The 18,522-nt window shown below is 69.6% G+C and carries 14 protein-coding genes; 8 read left to right on the top strand and 6 right to left on the bottom strand.

Annotated features, from left to right (window positions below):
* Nucleotides 1-193 precede the first annotated feature (193 nt).
* The 6 genes from J2850_RS30320 to J2850_RS30345 form a co-directional block, all read right to left on the bottom strand.
* Complete coding sequence (locus J2850_RS30320; RefSeq protein ID WP_209990949.1) at nucleotides 194-733, bottom strand: TRAP transporter small permease subunit; 540 nt, start codon at nucleotides 731-733, stop codon at nucleotides 194-196.
* Between the two features lie 118 nt (nucleotides 734-851).
* Nucleotides 852-2,057: a xanthine dehydrogenase family Fe-S subunit gene (locus tag J2850_RS30325; RefSeq protein ID WP_209990951.1), complete on the bottom strand. Its 1,206-nt coding sequence runs from the start codon at nucleotides 2,055-2,057 to the stop codon at nucleotides 852-854.
* The gene (locus J2850_RS30330; protein WP_209990953.1) at nucleotides 2,054-2,902 is read right to left on the bottom strand and encodes an FAD binding domain-containing protein; all 849 of its coding nucleotides are present in this window, start codon (nucleotides 2,900-2,902) and stop codon (nucleotides 2,054-2,056) included. Before J2850_RS30330 ends, J2850_RS30325 begins: the two co-directional genes overlap by 4 nt.
* The gene (locus J2850_RS30335) at nucleotides 2,899-5,259 is read right to left on the bottom strand and encodes a xanthine dehydrogenase family protein molybdopterin-binding subunit (RefSeq protein WP_211114067.1); all 2,361 of its coding nucleotides are present in this window, start codon (nucleotides 5,257-5,259) and stop codon (nucleotides 2,899-2,901) included. The genes J2850_RS30330 and J2850_RS30335 overlap by 4 nt, the downstream gene beginning before the upstream one ends.
* A 190-nt stretch (nucleotides 5,260-5,449) precedes the next feature.
* The gene (locus J2850_RS30340; RefSeq protein ID WP_209990955.1) at nucleotides 5,450-6,541 is read right to left on the bottom strand and encodes a TRAP transporter substrate-binding protein; all 1,092 of its coding nucleotides are present in this window, start codon (nucleotides 6,539-6,541) and stop codon (nucleotides 5,450-5,452) included.
* Between the two features lie 667 nt (nucleotides 6,542-7,208).
* On the bottom strand, nucleotides 7,209-7,751 hold the full coding sequence (locus J2850_RS30345; protein WP_209990957.1) for a MarR family winged helix-turn-helix transcriptional regulator: 543 nt from the start codon (nucleotides 7,749-7,751) through the stop codon (nucleotides 7,209-7,211).
* A gap of 363 nt (nucleotides 7,752-8,114) precedes the next feature.
* Between J2850_RS30345 and J2850_RS30350 the strand changes: the two genes are divergently transcribed.
* The 8 genes from J2850_RS30350 to J2850_RS30385 all read left to right on the top strand — a co-directional run bounded on the left by J2850_RS30350 (nucleotide 8,115) and on the right by J2850_RS30385 (nucleotide 18,475).
* Nucleotides 8,115-11,009, top strand: coding sequence for an FAD-dependent oxidoreductase (locus J2850_RS30350; protein WP_209990960.1), 2,895 nt, complete (start codon nucleotides 8,115-8,117; stop codon nucleotides 11,007-11,009).
* Between the two features lie 10 nt (nucleotides 11,010-11,019).
* A complete protein-coding gene (locus J2850_RS30355; protein ID WP_209990962.1) occupies nucleotides 11,020-11,532 on the top strand; it encodes an aromatic-ring-hydroxylating dioxygenase subunit beta in 513 nt (170 codons plus the stop codon).
* 163 nt (nucleotides 11,533-11,695) lie between these two features.
* Nucleotides 11,696-13,297 carry an MFS transporter gene (locus J2850_RS30360; protein WP_307354607.1) on the top strand — a complete coding sequence of 534 codons (1,602 nt, stop codon included), beginning with the start codon at nucleotides 11,696-11,698 and terminating at the stop codon, nucleotides 13,295-13,297.
* Between the two features lie 73 nt (nucleotides 13,298-13,370).
* Nucleotides 13,371-14,153, top strand: a complete 783-nt coding sequence (locus J2850_RS30365) for a maleate cis-trans isomerase family protein (protein WP_465251379.1) — start codon at nucleotides 13,371-13,373, stop codon at nucleotides 14,151-14,153.
* A complete protein-coding gene (locus J2850_RS30370; protein WP_209990965.1) occupies nucleotides 14,150-14,983 on the top strand; it encodes an alpha/beta fold hydrolase in 834 nt (277 codons plus the stop codon). The genes J2850_RS30365 and J2850_RS30370 overlap by 4 nt, the downstream gene beginning before the upstream one ends.
* A 12-nt stretch (nucleotides 14,984-14,995) precedes the next feature.
* Nucleotides 14,996-16,042, top strand: coding sequence for a 2,5-dihydroxypyridine 5,6-dioxygenase NicX family protein (locus J2850_RS30375; RefSeq protein WP_209990966.1), 1,047 nt, complete (start codon nucleotides 14,996-14,998; stop codon nucleotides 16,040-16,042).
* Complete coding sequence (locus J2850_RS30380; RefSeq protein WP_209990968.1) at nucleotides 16,039-16,704, top strand: isochorismatase family protein; 666 nt, start codon at nucleotides 16,039-16,041, stop codon at nucleotides 16,702-16,704. The genes J2850_RS30375 and J2850_RS30380 overlap by 4 nt, the downstream gene beginning before the upstream one ends.
* 100 nt (nucleotides 16,705-16,804) lie before the next feature.
* Entirely contained in the window at nucleotides 16,805-18,475 is a 1,671-nt protein-coding gene (locus tag J2850_RS30385; RefSeq protein ID WP_209990970.1) for an acyl-CoA dehydrogenase family protein, read from the top strand.
* The last annotated feature ends 47 nt before the right edge of the window (nucleotides 18,476-18,522 follow it).

The raw sequence follows: 18,522 nt of genomic DNA on the forward strand, positions 1-18,522 counted from the left end.
CGTTCCGGCAGCGCCTGCAACAGCGCCGGGGTCAGCAGGCCCAGCTCGATGCCGATCAGGCCGAACGCCAGACCGTTGGCGGCCAGCGCGAAGGCGACCGGGAAGCCCAGCAGGAGGAAGACGATCAGCGCCAGGAACATGAGCGGCGCCAGGTTGGCGGTAAGCACGTCTGCCATGGTCGGGTTCCGATGCGTCAGGAGTGGCTGTGCGTCGCGCTGCCGGGTTCGTCGGTGACCCCGGCAAGGAAGGCGACGCGCTTGATCAGCTCCGACAGCCCCTGCACGGTGAGCAGGAAGAAGCCGACGGGGACCAGCAGCTTGGCCGGCCAGCGCACCAGCCCGCCGGCATCGCTCGACATCTCGTGGGTAACGTAGCTGTCGTGGAACATCGGCCAGGCCAGGCACATGATCAGGATCGACATCGGGAACAGGAAGAAGAGGATCCCGAAGACGTCGACCGCCGCCTGGGTGCGTCTGGAGAAGCGGCCGACCACGATGTCGATGCGGATGTGTTCGTTGCGCAGCAGCGTGTAACCCGAGCACAGCAGGAAGATCGCGGCGAACAGGTACCATTGCAGTTCGAGCCAGGCGTTCGAACTGGTGTTGAGGCTGTAGCGGACCACCGCATTGACCGAACTGACCACGACCGCGGCCAGGACCAGCCAGTAGACGAGCTTGCCGATGCCGTCGTTGAGACGGTCGATGGCGCGCGACAGGGACAGGGCTGCGTGCACCTTCCGGGGTCTCCTGTTGGAGCGTGTGAGGGGTGCGGCCGGCCGGGAGCGTTCGCGCCCCGCCGGGGTGCGCGTCGGACGCCTCGCGGAGGGCCGCGGAGGAGCGTTGGGCTTTCGCCTATCGACCGGCGAACAGCCGCCTGATGCGGCCGGCGACCACCGATACCAGCATCGCCAGCACGTTCATCTCGGCCGGTTTCACGGCCTGAGGCGGAATGCCGTCTGCGCCGGGTGCCAGCGAGGCCGACAGGTTGGCGGCGAAGGTCTCGGCCATGCGGCGGACGAAGTCCTGGACCAGGGCGCCGCGCGAGAATTGCGCCAGCGTTCCGGTCAGCCTGTAGCGGATGGTTACCGCCACCGTCGTGCTGTCCGGCCGTTCGGCCGCGGCGACGCGGTAGACGACCTCGCCGGCGGCCTGGGAGCCGCTGCCGCTGTCGCGCCCGGCGCCCGTCACCCGGCCGGTGCGCGCCGGCTCGTCGCGCCGGACCGTGCCCTCGCCGGCGAAGCGCGCCTTGATCGGGCCGAAGCGCACGCTCATGCGGCCGGTGAGCGCCTCGCCCTCCAGCGTCTCCACCTCCGCCCCGGGCAGGCAGGAGGCGACGCGGCGGACATCGCCCAGCGCCTCCCACACCGCGTCCGGCGTGGCGGCCACGGTGATGGACTGGTCGATGGCCGTCCAGCCGGCGCCATCGCCGGCCGTCGTCGCGGCGGATGCGCCGAATGCCGCCGCCGCGGGTGCGGGTGCCGCGGACGGGCGCGCGGCGGACCGCGGCGCGGTGGCGGCCATCGCCGGCTCGGGCAGGTGGACCGCCGCTGCCCGGACGGGGGTTGCGGCCGGCGGGGCCTTGACCTGCGGCGCCTTGCCCCGGCACACGCTGCCGACTGCGGCGACGATGCCCATGTAGCCGGTGCAGCGGCAGAGATTGCCGCTCAGCTCCTCGCGGATCGTGCGTTCGTCGGTCTCGCCGCAGCGCCGGACGATGTCGCGCGAGGTGATCAGCATGCCCGGCGTGCAGAAGCCGCATTGCAGGCCGTGATGCGTCGAGAAGGCTTCGCGCAGTTCCTGCATGGTCGGGTCGTCGTCGAACCCTTCGACGGTGCGGACGCTGGATCCGTCGCAGGCCGCGGCGAAAGCGATGCAGGACCGCTGCGGCCGGCCGTCGATCTCGACGGTGCAGGCACCGCACACGCCCTGCTCGCAGCCCAGGTGTGTGCCGGTCAGCCCGACCGTTTCGCGCAGGAAGTCGGCCAAGTGCTGGCGCGGCTCGATGCTGGCGGTGAAGGGTTGGCCGTTGACGGCGATGGTGACGGAAACCCTGTTCATTTCGACCCCAATTCGGCAAGCGCACGGCTTACGGCCGTGTGGTGCATCTGGCGGAAGACGGCGTCGTGGTCGGCAAGGCGCCGGTCGATCTCGTCCTTGAGGACGCCCTTGAGGACTGGGGCAAGATCTGCGGCGGCCTCCGGACTGGACCGGCCGAGCGCGGCTGAGGTCTCTTCCAGCAGGATGGGCGTGCGTTCGATGGCGCCGCAGACCACGCGGACCAAGCCGCGGTCCGGATCATGCAGGACGGCACCGATCGCCTTGGCGAACTCGCCGGTCTTGCGGCAGATCTTGTGGTAGGCCCAGCGGCCCCGGCCGGACAGCTTCGGCAGGATGAAGCCGCTCAGCAACTCGTCGTCGCCGAGTTCGGTGCTGTAGCCGCCGAGCATGAAGGTGTCGATCGACGCCTGCCGCTCGCCGTCGGGGGCATGGATCAACAGCCGCGCGTCGAGGGTCAGCAGGGTGGTGATCCAGTCCGCCGCGGGGTCGGCGTGGGCGACGCTGCCGCCGATGGTGCCGCGGTTGCGGACGGCGCGGTAGGCGATGCCGTGCGCCACGGACGGCAGGAAGCCATTGGTGATGTCGGGCAGGGCGCCGTCCTCGATCTCGGCATGGGTCCACAGGGCGCCGATGACGAGGCGGTCCTCCGTCTCCTCGACCCGGCGCAGTTCGGGCACATGGCGCAAATCGACGACCCGGGCCGGACGGGCCAGCCGCAGGTTCAGCATCGGCCCTAGGGAGCAGCCGCCGGCCATCGCCTTGGCATCGCCGCGGCCGTCCGCCAGGGCGGCCAGAGCGTCCTGCACGCTGCTGGCGCGGTGATAGTCGAAGACGGGGGCCTTCATGCTGCATTCTCCTGCCCGGCCGACCTCCGGCCCCTCGCCGCCAGGATGGCGGCCAGGATGCGTTCCGGCGTGGCCGGGACTTCGGTCAGTTCCGCGCCGAGCGGCGCCAGGGCGTCGTTGATGGCGTTGACGATGGCGGCCGGCGGCGCGATGGCGCCCCCTTCGCCAACCCCCTTGACGCCGTGCGCGGAGTAGGGCGACAGCGTCTCGAAATGGTCCATGCGGATCGATGGAAGCTCGGTCGGACCCGGCAGCAGATAGTCGAGAAGCGTCGAGGCGAGCGGCTGGCCGAGGTCGTCGTAGGGGCTCTCCTCGAACAGGGCGGTGCCGATGCCCTGCGCGGTGCCGCCATAGGCCTGTCCCTCGACGATCATCGGGTTCACGCGGCGTCCGCAATCCTCCACGATCACGTAGTCGAGGATCTCCACCATGCCGGTCTCCGGATCCACCGCCACGACGGCGGCATGGGTGGCGTAGGAGAAGACGCCGGAGTCGACGGCGGGCTTGTAGGCCTCCGTGGCCTCCAGCCCGCGGCTGTCCACGTCGGTCGGCAGCAGGTCGGGCCGCATGTACCAGGCGAAGCCGACATCGGCGAAGGCGATGCTGCGGTTGCCGGCGAAGATTCGGCCATCTCTCAGCTCGACCTCCTCCGGCGCGCATTTCATCAGGTGCGCGGCGATGCGCCGGACCTGCCCCGCCACCGTCTGCGCCGCCTTGGAGGTGGCGCCGCCGGACATGACGATCCCGCGCGAGGCGTAGGCGCCGGTGGAATAGGGGGTGGTCGCGGTGTCTCCCAGGGTCACGGTGATCCGCTCGATGGGGATGGTCAGGATCTCGCTGGCGACCTGCGCCAGCGTCGTCTCCAGCCCCTGGCCGATGGTGTGGATGCCGGCGCGCACCTCGACGCCGCCGTCCGGCGTGATCTTGACGCTCGCCTGATCGTAGCCCGGGATGACCGACAGTCCCCATGAGCTGAAGACCGTCGTCCCGTGCGCGGACTGCTCGGTGTAGGTGGCGAAGCCCAGGCCGATGTGCCGGCCGTCGGGCTCCCCCGACCCCTGGCGGGCGCGCACCGCCTCCATCCCGATCATCTCGCGCGCCCGCTGCAGCGACGCCGGGTAGTCGCCGCTGTCGAAATGCTTGCGGGTGACGTTGGTGAAGGGCATCTGCCCGGCGGTGACCAGGTTCTCGGCGCGCACGTCCACCGGCTCCCGCCCGACGGCGCGGGCGATGGCGTCGATGGTCAGCTCCATGGCGAAGCAGACGCCGGTCCGCGCCACGCCGCGGTAGGGCGTGAAGGCCGGCTTGTTGGTCGCCACGGTGTAGGTCTTGCAGCGGTAGGCCTGGAAGTCGTAGGGGCCGGGCAGGTTGCCGGCGATCTGGGAGGGCTCCAGGCAGGCGGTGAAGGGCCAGACCGAATAGGCGCCGGTGTCGACCATCACCTCGGCATCAAGGCCGAGGAGGCGGCCCCGCTCGTCGGCATAGGCGGTGACGCGGTACTGATGCTGGCGGGTGTTGGCGCCGGCGGTCAGGTGCTCGCGCCGGTCCTCGACCCAGCGGAACGGCGTCTTGCGGGTCAGCGCCAGCCAGGCGATCAGCACCTCTTCCGGCTGCAGCACGCATTTGTAGCCGAAACCGCCGCCGACGTCCGGCGGCGCCACGCGGATGCGCGACTGGTCCAGCCCCAGGCATTCTGCGAGCCCGGTGCGGATCATGTGCGGAACCTGGGTGGAGGTCACCACGACGAGCTGGGACGCCTGGTAGTCCCAGTAGGCGAGCACGCCCTTGCCTTCCATCGGGTGCATGCACTGCCGGGCGGTGCGGTACTCGCGCGTGACCTTGACGGGGGCGGTGCGCGCCACCTCGTCGACGCCGCTGTCGAAGCCGCTTTCCAGGAACAGGTTGTCGGGCCACTCCTCATGGACGCGCGGCGCATCGGGCGCCCGCCCGGCCTCGCTGCTGGCGATCACCGGCAGCGGGTCGAACTCGACCTGCACGGCGTCGCACAGATCCTCAGCCTCGGCGCGGCTCGCCGCCACCGCCATGACGACCGGCTCGCCGACGAAGCGGACCTTGCCCGATGCCAGCGGCCAGTGCGTCGACTCCTTGTAGCCGGGGATGGTGGAGCGCGTCACGATCGGGCTCAGCCCGGCAAGGTCGTCGACCGTGTAGACCGACCCTTCAGAACCCGCCGGTCTGGTGATCGCGACGATGCGCGCGTGGGCGTAGGTGCTGCGCAGGAAGGCGACGTCCCGCAGGCCCGGCATCCTGATGTCGCCGACGAAGCGCCCGCGCCCGATCAGGTGGCGGGCATCCTCCTTCCGGCGCACGCGCGCGCCGATACCGGTGTGGCTCATGACCCTTCGATCCCCATCGTGATTGCATCCCGGCTGCCGCTGGCTTTTTTCTCAGCCGTCTCTTCTTCGTGGCCGCTCCGGAAATCCGGCCATCGGCGCCCGGCACGCCTCCCGCCACCCTTCCTTCGCCTTCGCGGCGAGGTCGCAGCGGGAACAGGCCGGACGCGGATGGACGTCTCCAGAGCGGCGGCTAGCCCTTACGTTGCGCCGTGTAGCGGTACGAGTCGAGCTGGTGTTCGGCCAGCGCGAACCACGAGTTGGACGAGTCGTTGAAGGCCTTCCAGGAGTCGTAGATCCTGGCGAAATCCGGGTTGCTGTCGACGTTCTCCTTCAGGACTTCCATGCTCGCCTTGTAGCAGGCATCCATGACGGGGCGCGGGAAGGCGCGGAGCTGGACACCCATGCCGACGAGGCGGCGCAGCGCCTCGGGGTTCTTCGCGTCGTACTTCGCCTGCATGAGCAGTGCCTGCTCGTTGGCGGCCGTCTCGAAGGCGACTTTGAACGGGTCCGGCAGGTTGTTCCAGGCGGTGGTGCTGACGAGGCCGGTGATGGCCGCCGATCCTTCCCACCATCCCGGCGTGTAGTAGTATTTCGCCACCTTGGCGAAGCCGAGCTTCTCGTCGTCGTAGGGGCCGATCCATTCCGCCGCGTCGATGGTGCCCTTCTCCAGGCCGGTGTAGATGTCGGAAGCGGCGATCTGTTGCGGCACCACGCCGAGCTTGGTCATCACCAGCCCGCCGAAGCCGCCGACGCGGAACTTCAGGCCGTTCAAGTCCTCGACGCTCTTGATCTCCTTGCGGTACCAGCCGCCCATCTGGACGCCGACGTTGCCGACCAGGAAGTTGACCAGCCCGTTGCGTCCATAGAATTCGCGCAGCGCATCCATGCCACCGCCATAGTGCAGCCAAGCCGCGTGCTGGCGCGCGTTCAGGCCGAAGGGAAGGCCGCCGTCGATGCCGTAGGCGGTGTTCTTGCCGATGTAGAAGGAGGCCAGCGTATGGCCGCATTCGACGGTGTTGTTCTGGACGGCGTCCAGGACTTGGCCGGCGGGAACGAGTTCACCGCTGGCGAAGGGCCGGATCTCGAACTTGCCGTCGGTGAGCTGGGCGATGCGCTGGCACATCGCTTCCGCCGAGCCATGGATGGTGTCGAGGCTCTTCGGCCAACTGGTGGCCATGCGCCAGCGGACCTGCGGCGTGCCCTGGGCCAGGGCGGGGGCGCTGACGGTGCCGACGGCGAGGCCGGACACCGCCGTGGCGGTGAGGAAAGCGCGACGTTTCATGTCTCTACCTCGTCCCTGTCGTTTGTTCGTCGGTGTCGTTCTTTTTGATTTCTTGGATTGGCGCATGCGGCGCCGCCGTCCGGCGCCATGATGCCGGGCCGTGGCGGTGCAGAGCGGCGGGCCGCGGCCGGTCCCGTCGATGGATGCCGTCAGCCGATGCCGGTTCGTCGGAGAGGGAGTTCACGCCATGGACGGAAGGGCCGGAGGAACCATGCGCGCAGCCGGGCAGGGCGGCGCCGGCGGCCGCCTGTTGCACGTTTGCGATGTATGGGTGTCCGTCTTGCCGCAGTCACGTGTCCCTCTTCCAGGAGCGATGCCGTGTGCGCCTTCGGTCCGGCACTGGTCATGGAGGTCCACATCCAGCGCCAAACATGATGGTATACTGACTAATTGTCGCACCCCCGTCAACGCCTTTTGAAGACGTTTTTCTGACGACACCGGTCGGCATTCAGCAGCGTTTCCCAGGGCGCGGCGGGAAGAGGCATCGTGGTGGACGCCATATTTGGGCGGATCCGGAAGATGGCAGCGTCCCAGGGGAAAGAGGTTTTGCTCTGTGCAACCTCATATATGCCGGCAGGGATCGACGGTGATCGGCGGGCACGGAAGCGGAGCGCGCCGTGCCGCGGCCGGAGGGGCCGCGACGCCGGGGCGGTGTCGGGCAGACGGGTCAGGTGGGCCGGAAGATGGCGCGGCCAAGATGGTTGTTGCCGTCGACAAGGCGGATCAGCATGGTCAGGAAGGCGTTGCGCTCCTCGGGCAGCAGCGGCTCCAGCAGGCGAAGCTGCGCCCTCTGCATGGCGCCGTACATCTCGCGCGTGATCCGCTCGCCTTCCGGGGTGAGGCGGGTCAGCACCATCCGCTTGTCTTCGGTGCTGCGGCAGCGTTCGATCAGGCCGCGCTTCTTGAGCCGGCTCAGCACGTCGGCGACGTTCGTGCGGTCGATGCCCAGTTCGCGGCCCAGCGAGTTCTGGTCGATGTTCGGGTTTTCCGCCAGCGAGGTCAGCAGCCCGTACTGGACCGGAGTGATGTCGAACTCGGCGCATTCCTCCAGGAACAGGGCGTAGTGGATCTGGTGCAGGCGCCGCACGAGATAGCCGGGCCGCGCCCATAGCGGCATGTGGTCGATCAGCAGGTTGATCGGCGATTCCTCCGCCTCCGGCCGGGCGGCGGGAGCGGTTCGCTTGCTGGCGTTCTTCTTGAGTTCGGACATTCCGGTACCGTTTCTGCATCAGTGCATTGGAGGGGCGGGCCTGTCGTGGCTGTGGTGCCGTGCCGGTATCGGTGGCGGCATGCCCGATCCGATGGAACCGGTCGTGTCTTCCCGTCGCTGGTCGTTCGCGGCCGCTCCAACAAAGGAGACTATACCCCGCATCTTGGCGCCCGACAAACGGGCACTTCGACCAAATATGCGGCACAACCTCCTATAAGAACGACGTTTTTCCGGGAGGAACGGACAGCGAAGGGTGCAGGTTACGAAATTCATAGATAGTCAGTGTACCATCACATTCCTCTTGCCGGGGCATTTTATGTAGGTATACTGATCATTATCAGAACAATGAGGAGGTCGACCGCCATGCCCTGGCTTCAAGTGGCATCGTCGGGCGATGTGAAGGAGACCGGCGCCCTCGGGGTCGACGTCGAGGGCACTCCTGTCGCGCTGTTCCGGGTGGACGGCGCCGTCTATGCGACCCACAACATCTGCACCCACCAGTTCGCGTTCCTGTCTGACGGCTATGTCGAGGACGGCTGCGTCGAATGCCCTCTCCACCAGGCGCTTTTCGACATCCGCACCGGCAGGGCGATGTCGGCACCGGCCAGTGCGGACCTGCGGACCTTCGCTGCGAAGGAGGAGGGCGGCCTTGTCTTTGTGGATCTGACACGCAGCGCCGGCACGGTGGCCGGCGAGCCCCATCAGGAGCCTGCCGGCGAGCCGGGGGCCGCCGCAGAGGCTGGCGAGCGTCTGGTCATCGTCGGGGCCGGCCAGGCCGGCGCCCGCGCCGCCGAGGCGATGCGGCAGGCGGGGCATGCCGGCCCCATCCTGCTCATCGGCGACGAGGCGGAGGCGCCGTATGAACGGCCGCCGCTGTCGAAGGAGCTGCTGCTCGGCACGGCGGACCGCGAGTCCATCCGCGTGCTGCCGGCGGACCGTCTGCCCAGCTTGGGCGTCGGCGTCCGCCTGGGCTGCCGCGTCACCGCCATCGACAGGACTGCCCGGACGCTGTCCCTGTCGGACGGGTCGGCCGTGAACTACGACAAGCTGCTGATCGCCACCGGGGCGCGGGCGCGGCGCCTGTCCGTTCCGGGCGCCGACCTGCCGGGCGTCCACCATCTGCGCACCATCGCCGAGGCCGAGGCGCTGGGGGCGGCGCTGAGGGCGGCGCGCCGGATCGTCGTGGTGGGCGCCGGCTTCATCGGGCTGGAGATCGCCTCCGCCGCCCGCAGGCTCGGTGCCGAGGCGACGGTGCTGGAGCGCGCCGACACCCCCCTGGAGCGGCTGCTGCCGCCGGCCGCTGGCCGGGTGCTGCAGTCCCTGGCCGAGGTGCACGGCGTCGCCTTCCGCTTCGGCGTGGAGATCGCCGCCATCCGCCGCGACGGCGCCGGGTTGCGCGTGGACTGCGCGGACGGCACGGCGGTGGCGGCGGACGCCGTGGTGGTCGGGATCGGGACCGAGGCCAACCTGGAGCTGGCGCGGGACGCGGGGCTCGCCGTGGACAACGGCATCCTGGTGGACGGGGAGGGGCGGACCTCCGACCCTGCCATCTTCGCCGCCGGCGACGTCGCCCATTATCCCACCCCGATCAACGGCCGCCGCTGCCGGCTGGAATCCTGGCAGCACGCGCAGGAGCAGGCCATCGCCGCCGGACGGACCATGGCGGGACAGGCGACCACCTACGGCCGGACGCCCTGGTTCTGGACCGACCAGTTCGGCCGCAACATCCAGATGATCGGGCTGCCGTCCCGCGACGCCACTGTATTCGTCCGCGGCACGGCGGGCGAGGCGGGCTCGGTGCTCTACCTGCTGGAGGGCGGGACGCTGTCGGCGGCCATCGCCTTCGACGATCCGCAGGCCATCCGTGACGCCCGTGCGCGCATCGAATCCGGTGCGCCCGTCGACGCCGCGTCCCTCGGCGCCGTTCCGCTGCCAGCCGCGACATCCGCATCCGCATGCCCCGGCGCGCCATCGGACTGCGCCGCATCCGGCGCCCCCGCAGAGGAGTCCCAGACCATGGCTGAACCACAGCCGAGCTTCCGCTGGCCCGAGGAGGGGCTGACCCGCATACCGGACTGGGTCTACACCGACGAGACCATCTACCGCCGCGAGGTGGAGCGCATCTTCCACGGCCGTAGCTGGAACTACGTGGCGCTGGAGGCCGAGATCCCCAACCCCGGCGACTATGTGCGGTCCAACGTCGGCCCGACGCCGGTGGTGGTCTCCCGCGCCGAGGACGGCAGCATCAACGTCTTCGAGAACCGCTGCGCCCACCGCGCCGCCGAGTTCTGCCGCTCGCTGCGCGGCAACGCCAAGGAGTTCGTCTGCCCGTACCACCAGTGGAGCTACGACCTGAAGGGCAACCTCGTCGGCGTGCCCTTCCGGCGCGGGGTGGACGGCAAGGGCGGCATGCCCAAGGACTTCCGGGCGCAGGACCACGGGCTGACGCAGCTTGCGGTCACCACGCACCGCGGCGTCGTGTTCGCCTCCTACGCTTCGGACATGGAGCCGCTTGCCGACTATCTCGGCCCCGACATCATGGGCGAGTTCGAGGCGACCTTCGACGGCCGTCCGCTGAAGGTGCTCGGCTACTATCGCAACACGCTGCCCGGCAACTGGAAGCTCTATCACGAGAACTTGAAGGACCCCTACCACGCCACGCTGCTGCACACGTTCCTGGTGTCCTTCGGCCTGCTGGTGGCGGGCAACCGTTCGCTGATGCTGTGCGACGAAAGCGGCCGGCACGGCGTGATGGCCTCGGCCAAGAGCGACGGGAAGAACGTCAGCCAGGAGAACAAGAAGGAGATGCGCGCCTACCAGGAAGGCATGGTCCTGGAGGAGCCACGCTTCGTCGATTACCGGCCGGAGTTCGACTCCCCCTGGTCGGTCACCATGATGACGGTGTGGCCGAACATGATCGTGCAGCGCGAGATGAACACGCTGGGCATCCGCCAGATCGTTCCCACCGGCCCGAACGAGTTCATCATGAACTGGACCATGTTCGGCTTCGAGGGCGACGACGACGAGATGCTGCGCCACCGCCTGCGCCAGGGCAACCTGATGGGGCCGGCCGGCTTCCTCGGCCTGGAGGACAACGAGGCCATCAAGTACGTGCAGGACGGCATGAAGAACGTGCCCGACGGCCGGCACCTTGTGGCGCTAGACCCGGCGACGGAGGCCGGGACCTCCGACACGCTGATTTCGGAATCCGCCATCCGGGCGATGTACCGGCATTGGCGGTCGGTCATGGATGTGTGAGGAGCCGGCCATGGACAGCATCTTCAACGCTTCCGGTTCGCGGACGGACCAGCTCCTGCTCCGTGCGGAGATCGACGATTTCAACACCGCCTACGCCGGCGCCCTCGATGAGGGGCGCCTGCAGGACTGGCCCGGCTTCTTCACCGACGACGCCTTCTACCTGATCACCTCGCGCGAGAACCATGACGCCGGCTTGCCGGTCGGGCTGGTCTATTGCGAGGGCGCAGGCATGATCCGCGACCGTGCCTTCGCCATCGAAAGGACGGCGATGTTCGCGCCGCGCTACCTGCGCCACATCGTCGGCACCGCGCGGCTGCTGCGCGCCGGCGACGACGGCACGGTCGAGTCGACCGCCAATTACCTGGTTCTGCAGACCCTGTTCGACCGTCCGGAATCGACGATCCACCAGGTCGGCACCTACATCGACCGGTTCCGCCTGATCGACGGCGTCCTGAAGCTGCAGGAGCGCCGCTGCGTCTACGACAACCTGCTCGTCCCGAACGCGCTGGTCTACCCGGTCTGACGGCCGGCCCGCGGGAGCGGGCTCGAAAAGGACGCGGGGCCGCGATGCGTTCCGTCGCACGGCCCCGCCAACAAACGCACAAGAAGAGACGACAGGTGAGGTTCTAGCCATGGCGACCGCGCGCGGCCCCGGCCGCGCTCCGCCACAGCCTGGGAGGGTTATCGTGACGATAAGCTCCGCAAACGAACTCGGCGCCGCACGCAGCGGCGCGATGACGCGGGAAGAGCGCAAGGTCATCTTCGCATCGTCCTTCGGCGCTCTGATGGAGTGGTACGATTTCTACATCTACGCGGCACTCGCCGTGTATTTCGGCGCCTTCTTCTTCCCGGCGGGGAACGAGACCGCGGCGTTCCTGGCCAGCCTGGCGACCTTCGGCGCCGGCTTCCTCGTCCGCCCGGTGGGCGCCCTGCTGTTCGGGCGCCTCGGCGACCGGATCGGCCGCAAATACACCTTCCTGGTCACCATCCTGCTGATGGGCATCTCCACCGTCGGTGTCGGCCTGCTGCCGACCTACGAGCAGATCGGCATGGCGGCGACGGTGCTGCTGGTGCTGCTGCGGCTTCTGCAGGGGCTGGCGCTGGGCGGCGAGGTAGGCGGCGCCGTCACCTACGTCGCCGAGCATTCGCCCGCGTCCAGGCGCGGGCTCTACACCAGTTCGCTCCAGACCACGGCGACGGTCGGCCTGCTGCTGTCGCTGCTGGTCGTCTATCTGCTGAAGTCGATGATGACGGAGGAGGAGTTCCGCGCCTGGGGCTGGCGCATTCCGTTCCTGGTGTCCTTCCTCATGCTGGTCGTGTCGGTCTACATCCGCACCAAGCTGCATGAATCGCCGGTCTTCCTGGCGATGAAGGAGCGCAAGACCACGGCGCAGTCCCCCATCCTGGAGAGCTTCACCCGCTGGAAGAACCTGAAGAACGTCCTGCTGCTGCTGGTCGTCGCGGCGGGGCTCGGGGCGATCTTCGGGACCGGCCATTTCTACACGATGTTCTTCGTGAACCGGACGCTCCACGTGCCGCTGGAGGTGGTGCACCTGTATGTCGGCGCCGCCCTGGTGATCGCCACGCCCTGCTACGTCTTCTTCGGCTGGCTGTCGGACCGCATCGGGCGCAAGCGCATCATCCTGCTGGCCTGCCTGCTGGCGGCCCTGACCACCCAGCCCATCTTCAAGGGACTGACCGAGGCCGCGAACCCGGCGCTGGCGCGGTTCCAGGAGACCGGCGGCGTGGTGCTGCGGGCGGGCGACTGCCACGTCAACCTGTTCGCCGCGCCGGCGACGGAGTGCGACCGGATCAAGGGCTACCTGACCGACCTCGGCGTCGCCTACACCCATGTCGAGGAAAGCGGCGCCGCCGCAACGCTGGCCATCGGAACGCAGTCCCTCGCCGGCTTCGACCGCGACGGCATCCGCCGGGCGCTGGTCGCCGCCGCATGGCCGGAGCGGGCCGATCCGGACGCCATCAACCGGCCGCTGCTGTTCCTGTTCATCCTGCTGCCGATCCTCTGCCTCACCATGGTCTATGGCCCGATGGCCGCCTTCATGGTCGAGCTGTTCCCGGCACGCATCCGCTACACCTCGCTGTCGCTGCCGTTCCACCTCGGCTCCGGCTGGGTCGGCGGCATGCTGTCCTTCGTCGTCAGCGCGATGAACGTGTCGGCGGGGAACATGTATTACGGCCTGTGGTACCCGGTGGTCATCACCGCCGCCGCCTTCGTGATCGGCGTGCTGTTCGTGCCGGAGACGCGCGGCCGCGACCTCCGCCTTTGACCCCGCCGGACATGGCGGGCTCCCCAAACATGCCGTCCGTCTCCGGCGGATGGAAAAACCGAGAGGGATTGACGTGCGGACCAGCTTCCGTATCGGCCAGATCGTGCCGAGTTCCAACATCACCATGGAAACCGAGATTCCGGCGATGCTCGCCGCGCGCCAGCTCATCCGGCCGGAGCGCTTCACCTTCCACTCAAGCCGCATGCGCATGCGCCACGTGACGAAGGAGGAACTGGCGGCGATGGACGCCGAGTCCGACCGTTGCGCGCTGGAGCTCAGCGATGCCGGCGTCGATGTGCTGGGCTACGCCTGCCTCGTCGCCATCATGTCGATGGGACTGGGCTACCACCGCCAATCGGAGCGGCGCCTGGCCGCGCGCGCGCAGGAGAACGGTGCGCCGGCCCCGGTGGTGACCAGCGCCGGGGCGCTTGTCGACGCGCTCGGCGTCATCGGCGCCAAGCGCATCGCGCTGGTCGCCCCCTACATGAAGCCGCTGACCCGGATGGTCGTCGAGTATATCGAGGCCGAGGGCGTGGAGGTCGTCGACTGGGTGGCGCTGGAGATCCCCAACAACCTGGACGTCGCCCGGCACGACCCGGCCAACCTGCCGGGGATCGTGCGGGGCATGCGCACCGCCGATGTCGATGCCGTCGTGCTGTCGGCCTGCGTGCAGATGCCGTCACTGCCGGCGGTCGCCAAGGTCGAGGCGCTGACCGGCAAGCCGGTGGTCACCGCGGCGGTCGCGACGACCTATGCCATGCTGAAGGCGCTGTCGCTCGAACCGGTGGTCCCGGGCGCCGGCGCCCTGCTGTCGGGCGCCTACGGGGGAGACCGCGGGATGGAGGACGCGGCATGACGGGACGCCGGCTGCTCTACGGGGCGAACGTCCACGCCAACGGCATCCGCCAGCATTACCTGCGCTACGGCGGTACCGGGACGCCGCTGATCCTCGTTCCCGGCATCACCAGCCCGGCCGTGACCTGGGGCTTCGTCGCCGAGCGGCTGGGCGAGCGCTTCGACGTCCATGTGCTGGACGTGCGCGGGCGCGGCCTGTCCGAAGCCGGGCCGGAGCTGGATTACGGGCTGGATGCCATGGCCGACGACGTGGCGGCCTTCGCCGCGACGCTCGGCCTGCGGGATTACGTGCTGCTCGGCCACTCGATGGGCGCCCGCGTCGCCGTCCGCATGAGGCGCCGCCATGCCGATGCCGCCCTCGGGCGGATCCTGTTGGTCGATCCGCCGGTCAGCGGTCCCGGACGGCGGCCCTACCCGGCGCAGCTCGGCTGGTACATCGATTCCATGCGACTGGCGCGCCAGGGCGCGGATTGGCAGGCGATGCGTCCGTTCCTGCCGGGCTGGAGCGAGGAGCAGCTCCGGCTGCGCGCCGAATGGCTGCACACCTGCAGCGAGGAGGCTGTCACCGCGACCTACCACGGCTTCCACGACGACGACATCCATGTCGACGTCCCCTACCTCGACGTCCCGACGCTGCTGGTGGTCGCCGGCAAAGCCGGCGTCATCCTGCCCGAGGACGAGGCGGAGCTGCGGACGCTGCTGCCGTCACTCCGGGTGGAGCGGGTGGAGGGGGCCGGACACATGATCCCGTGGGACGATTTCGGCGGCTTCTTCGCCGCCATCGACCCCTTCCTGGACGCGGCGCAGCCCGGCCGTCACGATCATCGATAAGGAAAGGCTGCCATGGCAATCAGTGACTTCGACCTGATCGAGGCGTGGCGGCAGGTGCTGAGCCTGTCGCGGCTTCAGGCCGGCCAGACGGTCACCATGCTGACCGGGCCGGACACCAATCCCCAGACGCTGCGGACCGCTGTGGTCGCGGCGCGCGGGCTCGGCGCCACGGTGTGCCGGCTCGACCTGCCGCCGCTCAACGGCGAGAAATCGCTCAGCCGCGATCCGCTGGCCTATGTCGGCACGACGCCGCTGACCGGGAATCCGGCGGCCATGGCGGCGCTGAAGGCGAGCGACCTCGTGCTCGACCTCATGCTCCTGCTCTTCTCGCCCGAGCAGCAGGAAATCCTGGAATCCGGCACGAAGATCCTGCTGGCGGTCGAGCCGCCGGAAATCCTCGCCCGGCTCGTCCCGACGCCGGAGGACCGGGAGCGGGTGGAGGCCGCCGCCCGCCGCATCGAAGGCGCGCGCGAGATGCGCGTCACCTCGGCGGCGGGCACCGACCTGCGCTGCCCGATCGGCCAGTATCCGGTGGTGCGGGAATACGGCTTCGTCGACGAGCCCGGCCGCTGGGACCATTGGCCGAGCGGCTTCCCGCTGACCTGGCCGAACGAGGGCGCCACGGAGGGCCGGATCGTCCTGGACCGCGGCGACATCCTGCTGCCGATGAAGTCCTACCTGCAGGCGCCGGTGGAGATGACCGTCGAGGCCGGCTACGTCACCGCCATCACCGGCGGCCTCGACGCCGACCTGCTCAACGACTACATGGACTCCTTCGGCGATCCCGAAGGCTACGCCATCTCGCACATCGGCTGGGGCCTGCAGCCCCGGGCGCGCTGGTCGACGCTGTCTCTCTACGACCGGGAGCAGACCATCGCCATGGATGCCCGCGCCTTCGCCGGGAACTTTCTGATTTCCCTGGGGCCGAACACCGAGGTCGGGGGCACGCGCAACACCCCCTGCCATATCGACATTCCCATGCGCCGCTGCACGGTGGCGCTCGACGGCGCCGAGGTCGTGCGCGACGGCCGGATCGTTGCCGAGGAGGTGGCACCATGACAGCACCGGTTGCATCCCGCGAGGAGGACGATGCCGTCTACCGCCGGCAGGGGTTCGGAACGCGCCTGGGGCTGACCGCCCCGTTCGGGCTGCTCATCGTCGATTTCGTGAACGGCTTCGCCGACCCCGGCTCCTTCGGCGGCGGAAACATCGCCGAGGCCATCCAGGCCACCACCGGGCTGCTCGCCCAGGCGCGCGCGCGCCGGTGGCCGGTCGCGCACAGCCGGATCGTCTTCGCCGACGACGCCAGCGACGCCAACGTCTTCAGCCTGAAGGTGCCGAGCCTGCTGAAGCTGACCGAGCAGTCCCCGCTAAGCGCGATCGTCCCGCAGCTCGCGCCCAGGGAGGGCGAGCTGGTCGTCCGCAAGACGGTCCCCTCGGCCTTCTTCGGCACGGGGCTCGCGCCCTGGCTCACCCAGCGCGGCGTCTCGACGCTGGTGGTCGCGGGAACCACGACCAGCGGATGCGTGCGCGCCTCGGTGATCGATGCGATGTCCTTCGGCTTCCGGCCGGTCGTGCTGTCCGACTGCGTCGGCGACCGTGCCCTGCCGCCGCACGACGCCAACCTGTTCGACATGGACCAGAAATGTGCCGACGTCATGACGATGGCGGCGCTGTTCGACGGGCTCGGCGGCGAGGTGGGGGCGGAACGGACGGGGTGAAGGGGCGGACGGGCGGTTGCCGCTTGACGGGCGGCCGCCGCCCGCTCATGTCCGGGACAGGGCGCCGCCCGCAGGCGCCGGTTCCAGGGAGGCTACGCCCATGGTCCATCGCGCCGCCGCCGACGATCTCGCCACCCACAGCGTCGTCAACCAGCCGCCTGACTATGCGCCGCGCGACCTCTGGGCCGGCGATGCGGCCCTGCGCGAGGCGGTCCTGCGCCATGGTGGCGCCGGGGCCGGCGACCTGCCGGCCGCACTGGGAGCCCTCGCCGGAAGCGCCCGGGTGATGGAGCTGGGCGAGCTTGCCAACCGGCATCCGCCGACGCTGCGCGCCTTCGACCGCTACGGCCGCCGTGTCGACGAGGTGGAGTTCCATCCTGCCTACCACGAGCTGATGGACTTGGTGGCGCGGCACCATGTCCAGTCGATCGCCTGGATGCCGGAGCGGCCCGGCGGCCATGTGGCGCACGCCGCCATGGTCATCCTGCTGACCCAGGCGGAGGCCGGGGTGCTGTGCCCGGCCGCCATGAGCTACGCGTCGGTGCCGGTGCTGCGCCGCCGGCCCGACCTTGCCGCGGAGTGGCTGCCGCGACTGCTGTCCGGCCGCTACGACGGCCGCTGCATCCCGGCCGGCGAGAAGGCGGGCGCCACCATCGGCATGGCGATGACGGAGAAGCAGGGCGGTTCCGACGTGCGGGCAAACAGCACGCGTGCCCGGCCGGCGGGCGGTGGAAACGGCGGCGGGGAGGGGGGCGAATACCTGCTGACCGGCCACAAATGGTTCTGCTCGGCCCCGATGTCGGACGCCTTCCTGACGCTGGCGCAGACGGACCGCGGCCTGTCCTGCTTCCTGGTGCCGCGCTGGCGTCCCGACGGCACGCGCAACGTCTTCCGCATCCAGCGGCTGAAGGACAAGCTGGGCAACCGGTCGAACGCCTCGGCCGAGATCGAGTATGACGGCACCTCGGCCTGGCTGGTCGGCGGGGAGGGGGCGGGCACCGCCACCATCATGGACATGGTCCACCATACCCGGCTCGATTGCGGTGCGGCCGCCGCCGGGCTGATGCGCGCCGCCGTCGGACGTGCCCTGCACCACACTGGCCACCGGTCGGCCTTCGGGCGCCGGCTGATCGACCAGCCGCTGATGCGGCAGGTGCTGGCCGACATGGCGCTGGAGAGCGAGGCGGCGACCGCGCTGGTGCTGCGGGTCGCGCGCGCCTTCGACCGGGCATCGGCGGACCCGGCATCCCGCGCCTTCGCCCGGCTGGGGGTGGCGGTCTGCAAGTACTGGGTCACCAAACGCTGTCCCACCCTGGTCTACGAGGCGCTGGAGTGCCATGGCGGCAATGGGTATGTCGAGGAGGGCGACATGCCCAGGCTCTACCGCGAGGCGCCGCTGAACGCGATCTGGGAAGGGTCGGGCAACGTCATCTGCCTGGACGTGCTGCGCACCCTGCAGCGCGAACCGGCGGCGCTGGCCGCCCTCGAGGCCGAACTGGCGGCGGCGGGCGGCCTCGACGGACGGCTGGATCGCTGGATGGCGGATACGCGCGCGCTGCTGGCCGCCGGCACGTCGCTGGACCTGCAGGCGCGCCGCCTGGTAGAGCGCCTGGCCCTTGCGCTTCAGGCCGCCGAACTGCTGCGCCACGGCCCGCCGGCGGTCGCCGACGCCTTCTGCGCGAGCCGGCTGGGCGGCGACTGGGGACAAGCCTTCGGCACGCTGCCGGCCGGCGTGGACAGCGAGGCGATCCTGGCCCGGGCGGCGGGATAGCCCAGCTCATCCCGGCCCCGCGGCCTTGGCCTTGAAGACGTCGAGGG

Origin of the sequence: Azospirillum picis (assembly GCF_017876115.1) — a bacterium.
In the GTDB taxonomy this organism is placed as follows: Bacteria; Pseudomonadota; Alphaproteobacteria; order Azospirillales; family Azospirillaceae; genus Azospirillum; species Azospirillum picis.

Bases quoted from the DNA above. Each gene is read 5' to 3' on its own strand.
- J2850_RS30325 (WP_209990951.1), bottom strand. From the start codon at position 2,057: ATGAACAGGGTTTCCGTCACCATCGCCGTCAACGGCCAACCCTTCACC.
- J2850_RS30330 (WP_209990953.1), bottom strand. From the start codon at position 2,902: ATGAAGGCCCCCGTCTTCGACTATCACCGCGCCAGCAGCGTGCAGGAC.
- J2850_RS30335 (WP_211114067.1), bottom strand. From the start codon at position 5,259: ATGAGCCACACCGGTATCGGCGCGCGCGTGCGCCGGAAGGAGGATGCC.
- J2850_RS30340 (WP_209990955.1), bottom strand. From the start codon at position 6,541: ATGAAACGTCGCGCTTTCCTCACCGCCACGGCGGTGTCCGGCCTCGCC.
- J2850_RS30345 (WP_209990957.1), bottom strand. From the start codon at position 7,751: ATGTCCGAACTCAAGAAGAACGCCAGCAAGCGAACCGCTCCCGCCGCC.
- J2850_RS30350 (WP_209990960.1), top strand. From the start codon at position 8,115: ATGCCCTGGCTTCAAGTGGCATCGTCGGGCGATGTGAAGGAGACCGGC.
- J2850_RS30355 (WP_209990962.1), top strand. From the start codon at position 11,020: ATGGACAGCATCTTCAACGCTTCCGGTTCGCGGACGGACCAGCTCCTG.
- J2850_RS30370 (WP_209990965.1), top strand. From the start codon at position 14,150: ATGACGGGACGCCGGCTGCTCTACGGGGCGAACGTCCACGCCAACGGC.
- J2850_RS30375 (WP_209990966.1), top strand. From the start codon at position 14,996: ATGGCAATCAGTGACTTCGACCTGATCGAGGCGTGGCGGCAGGTGCTG.
- J2850_RS30380 (WP_209990968.1), top strand. From the start codon at position 16,039: ATGACAGCACCGGTTGCATCCCGCGAGGAGGACGATGCCGTCTACCGC.
- J2850_RS30385 (WP_209990970.1), top strand. From the start codon at position 16,805: ATGGTCCATCGCGCCGCCGCCGACGATCTCGCCACCCACAGCGTCGTC.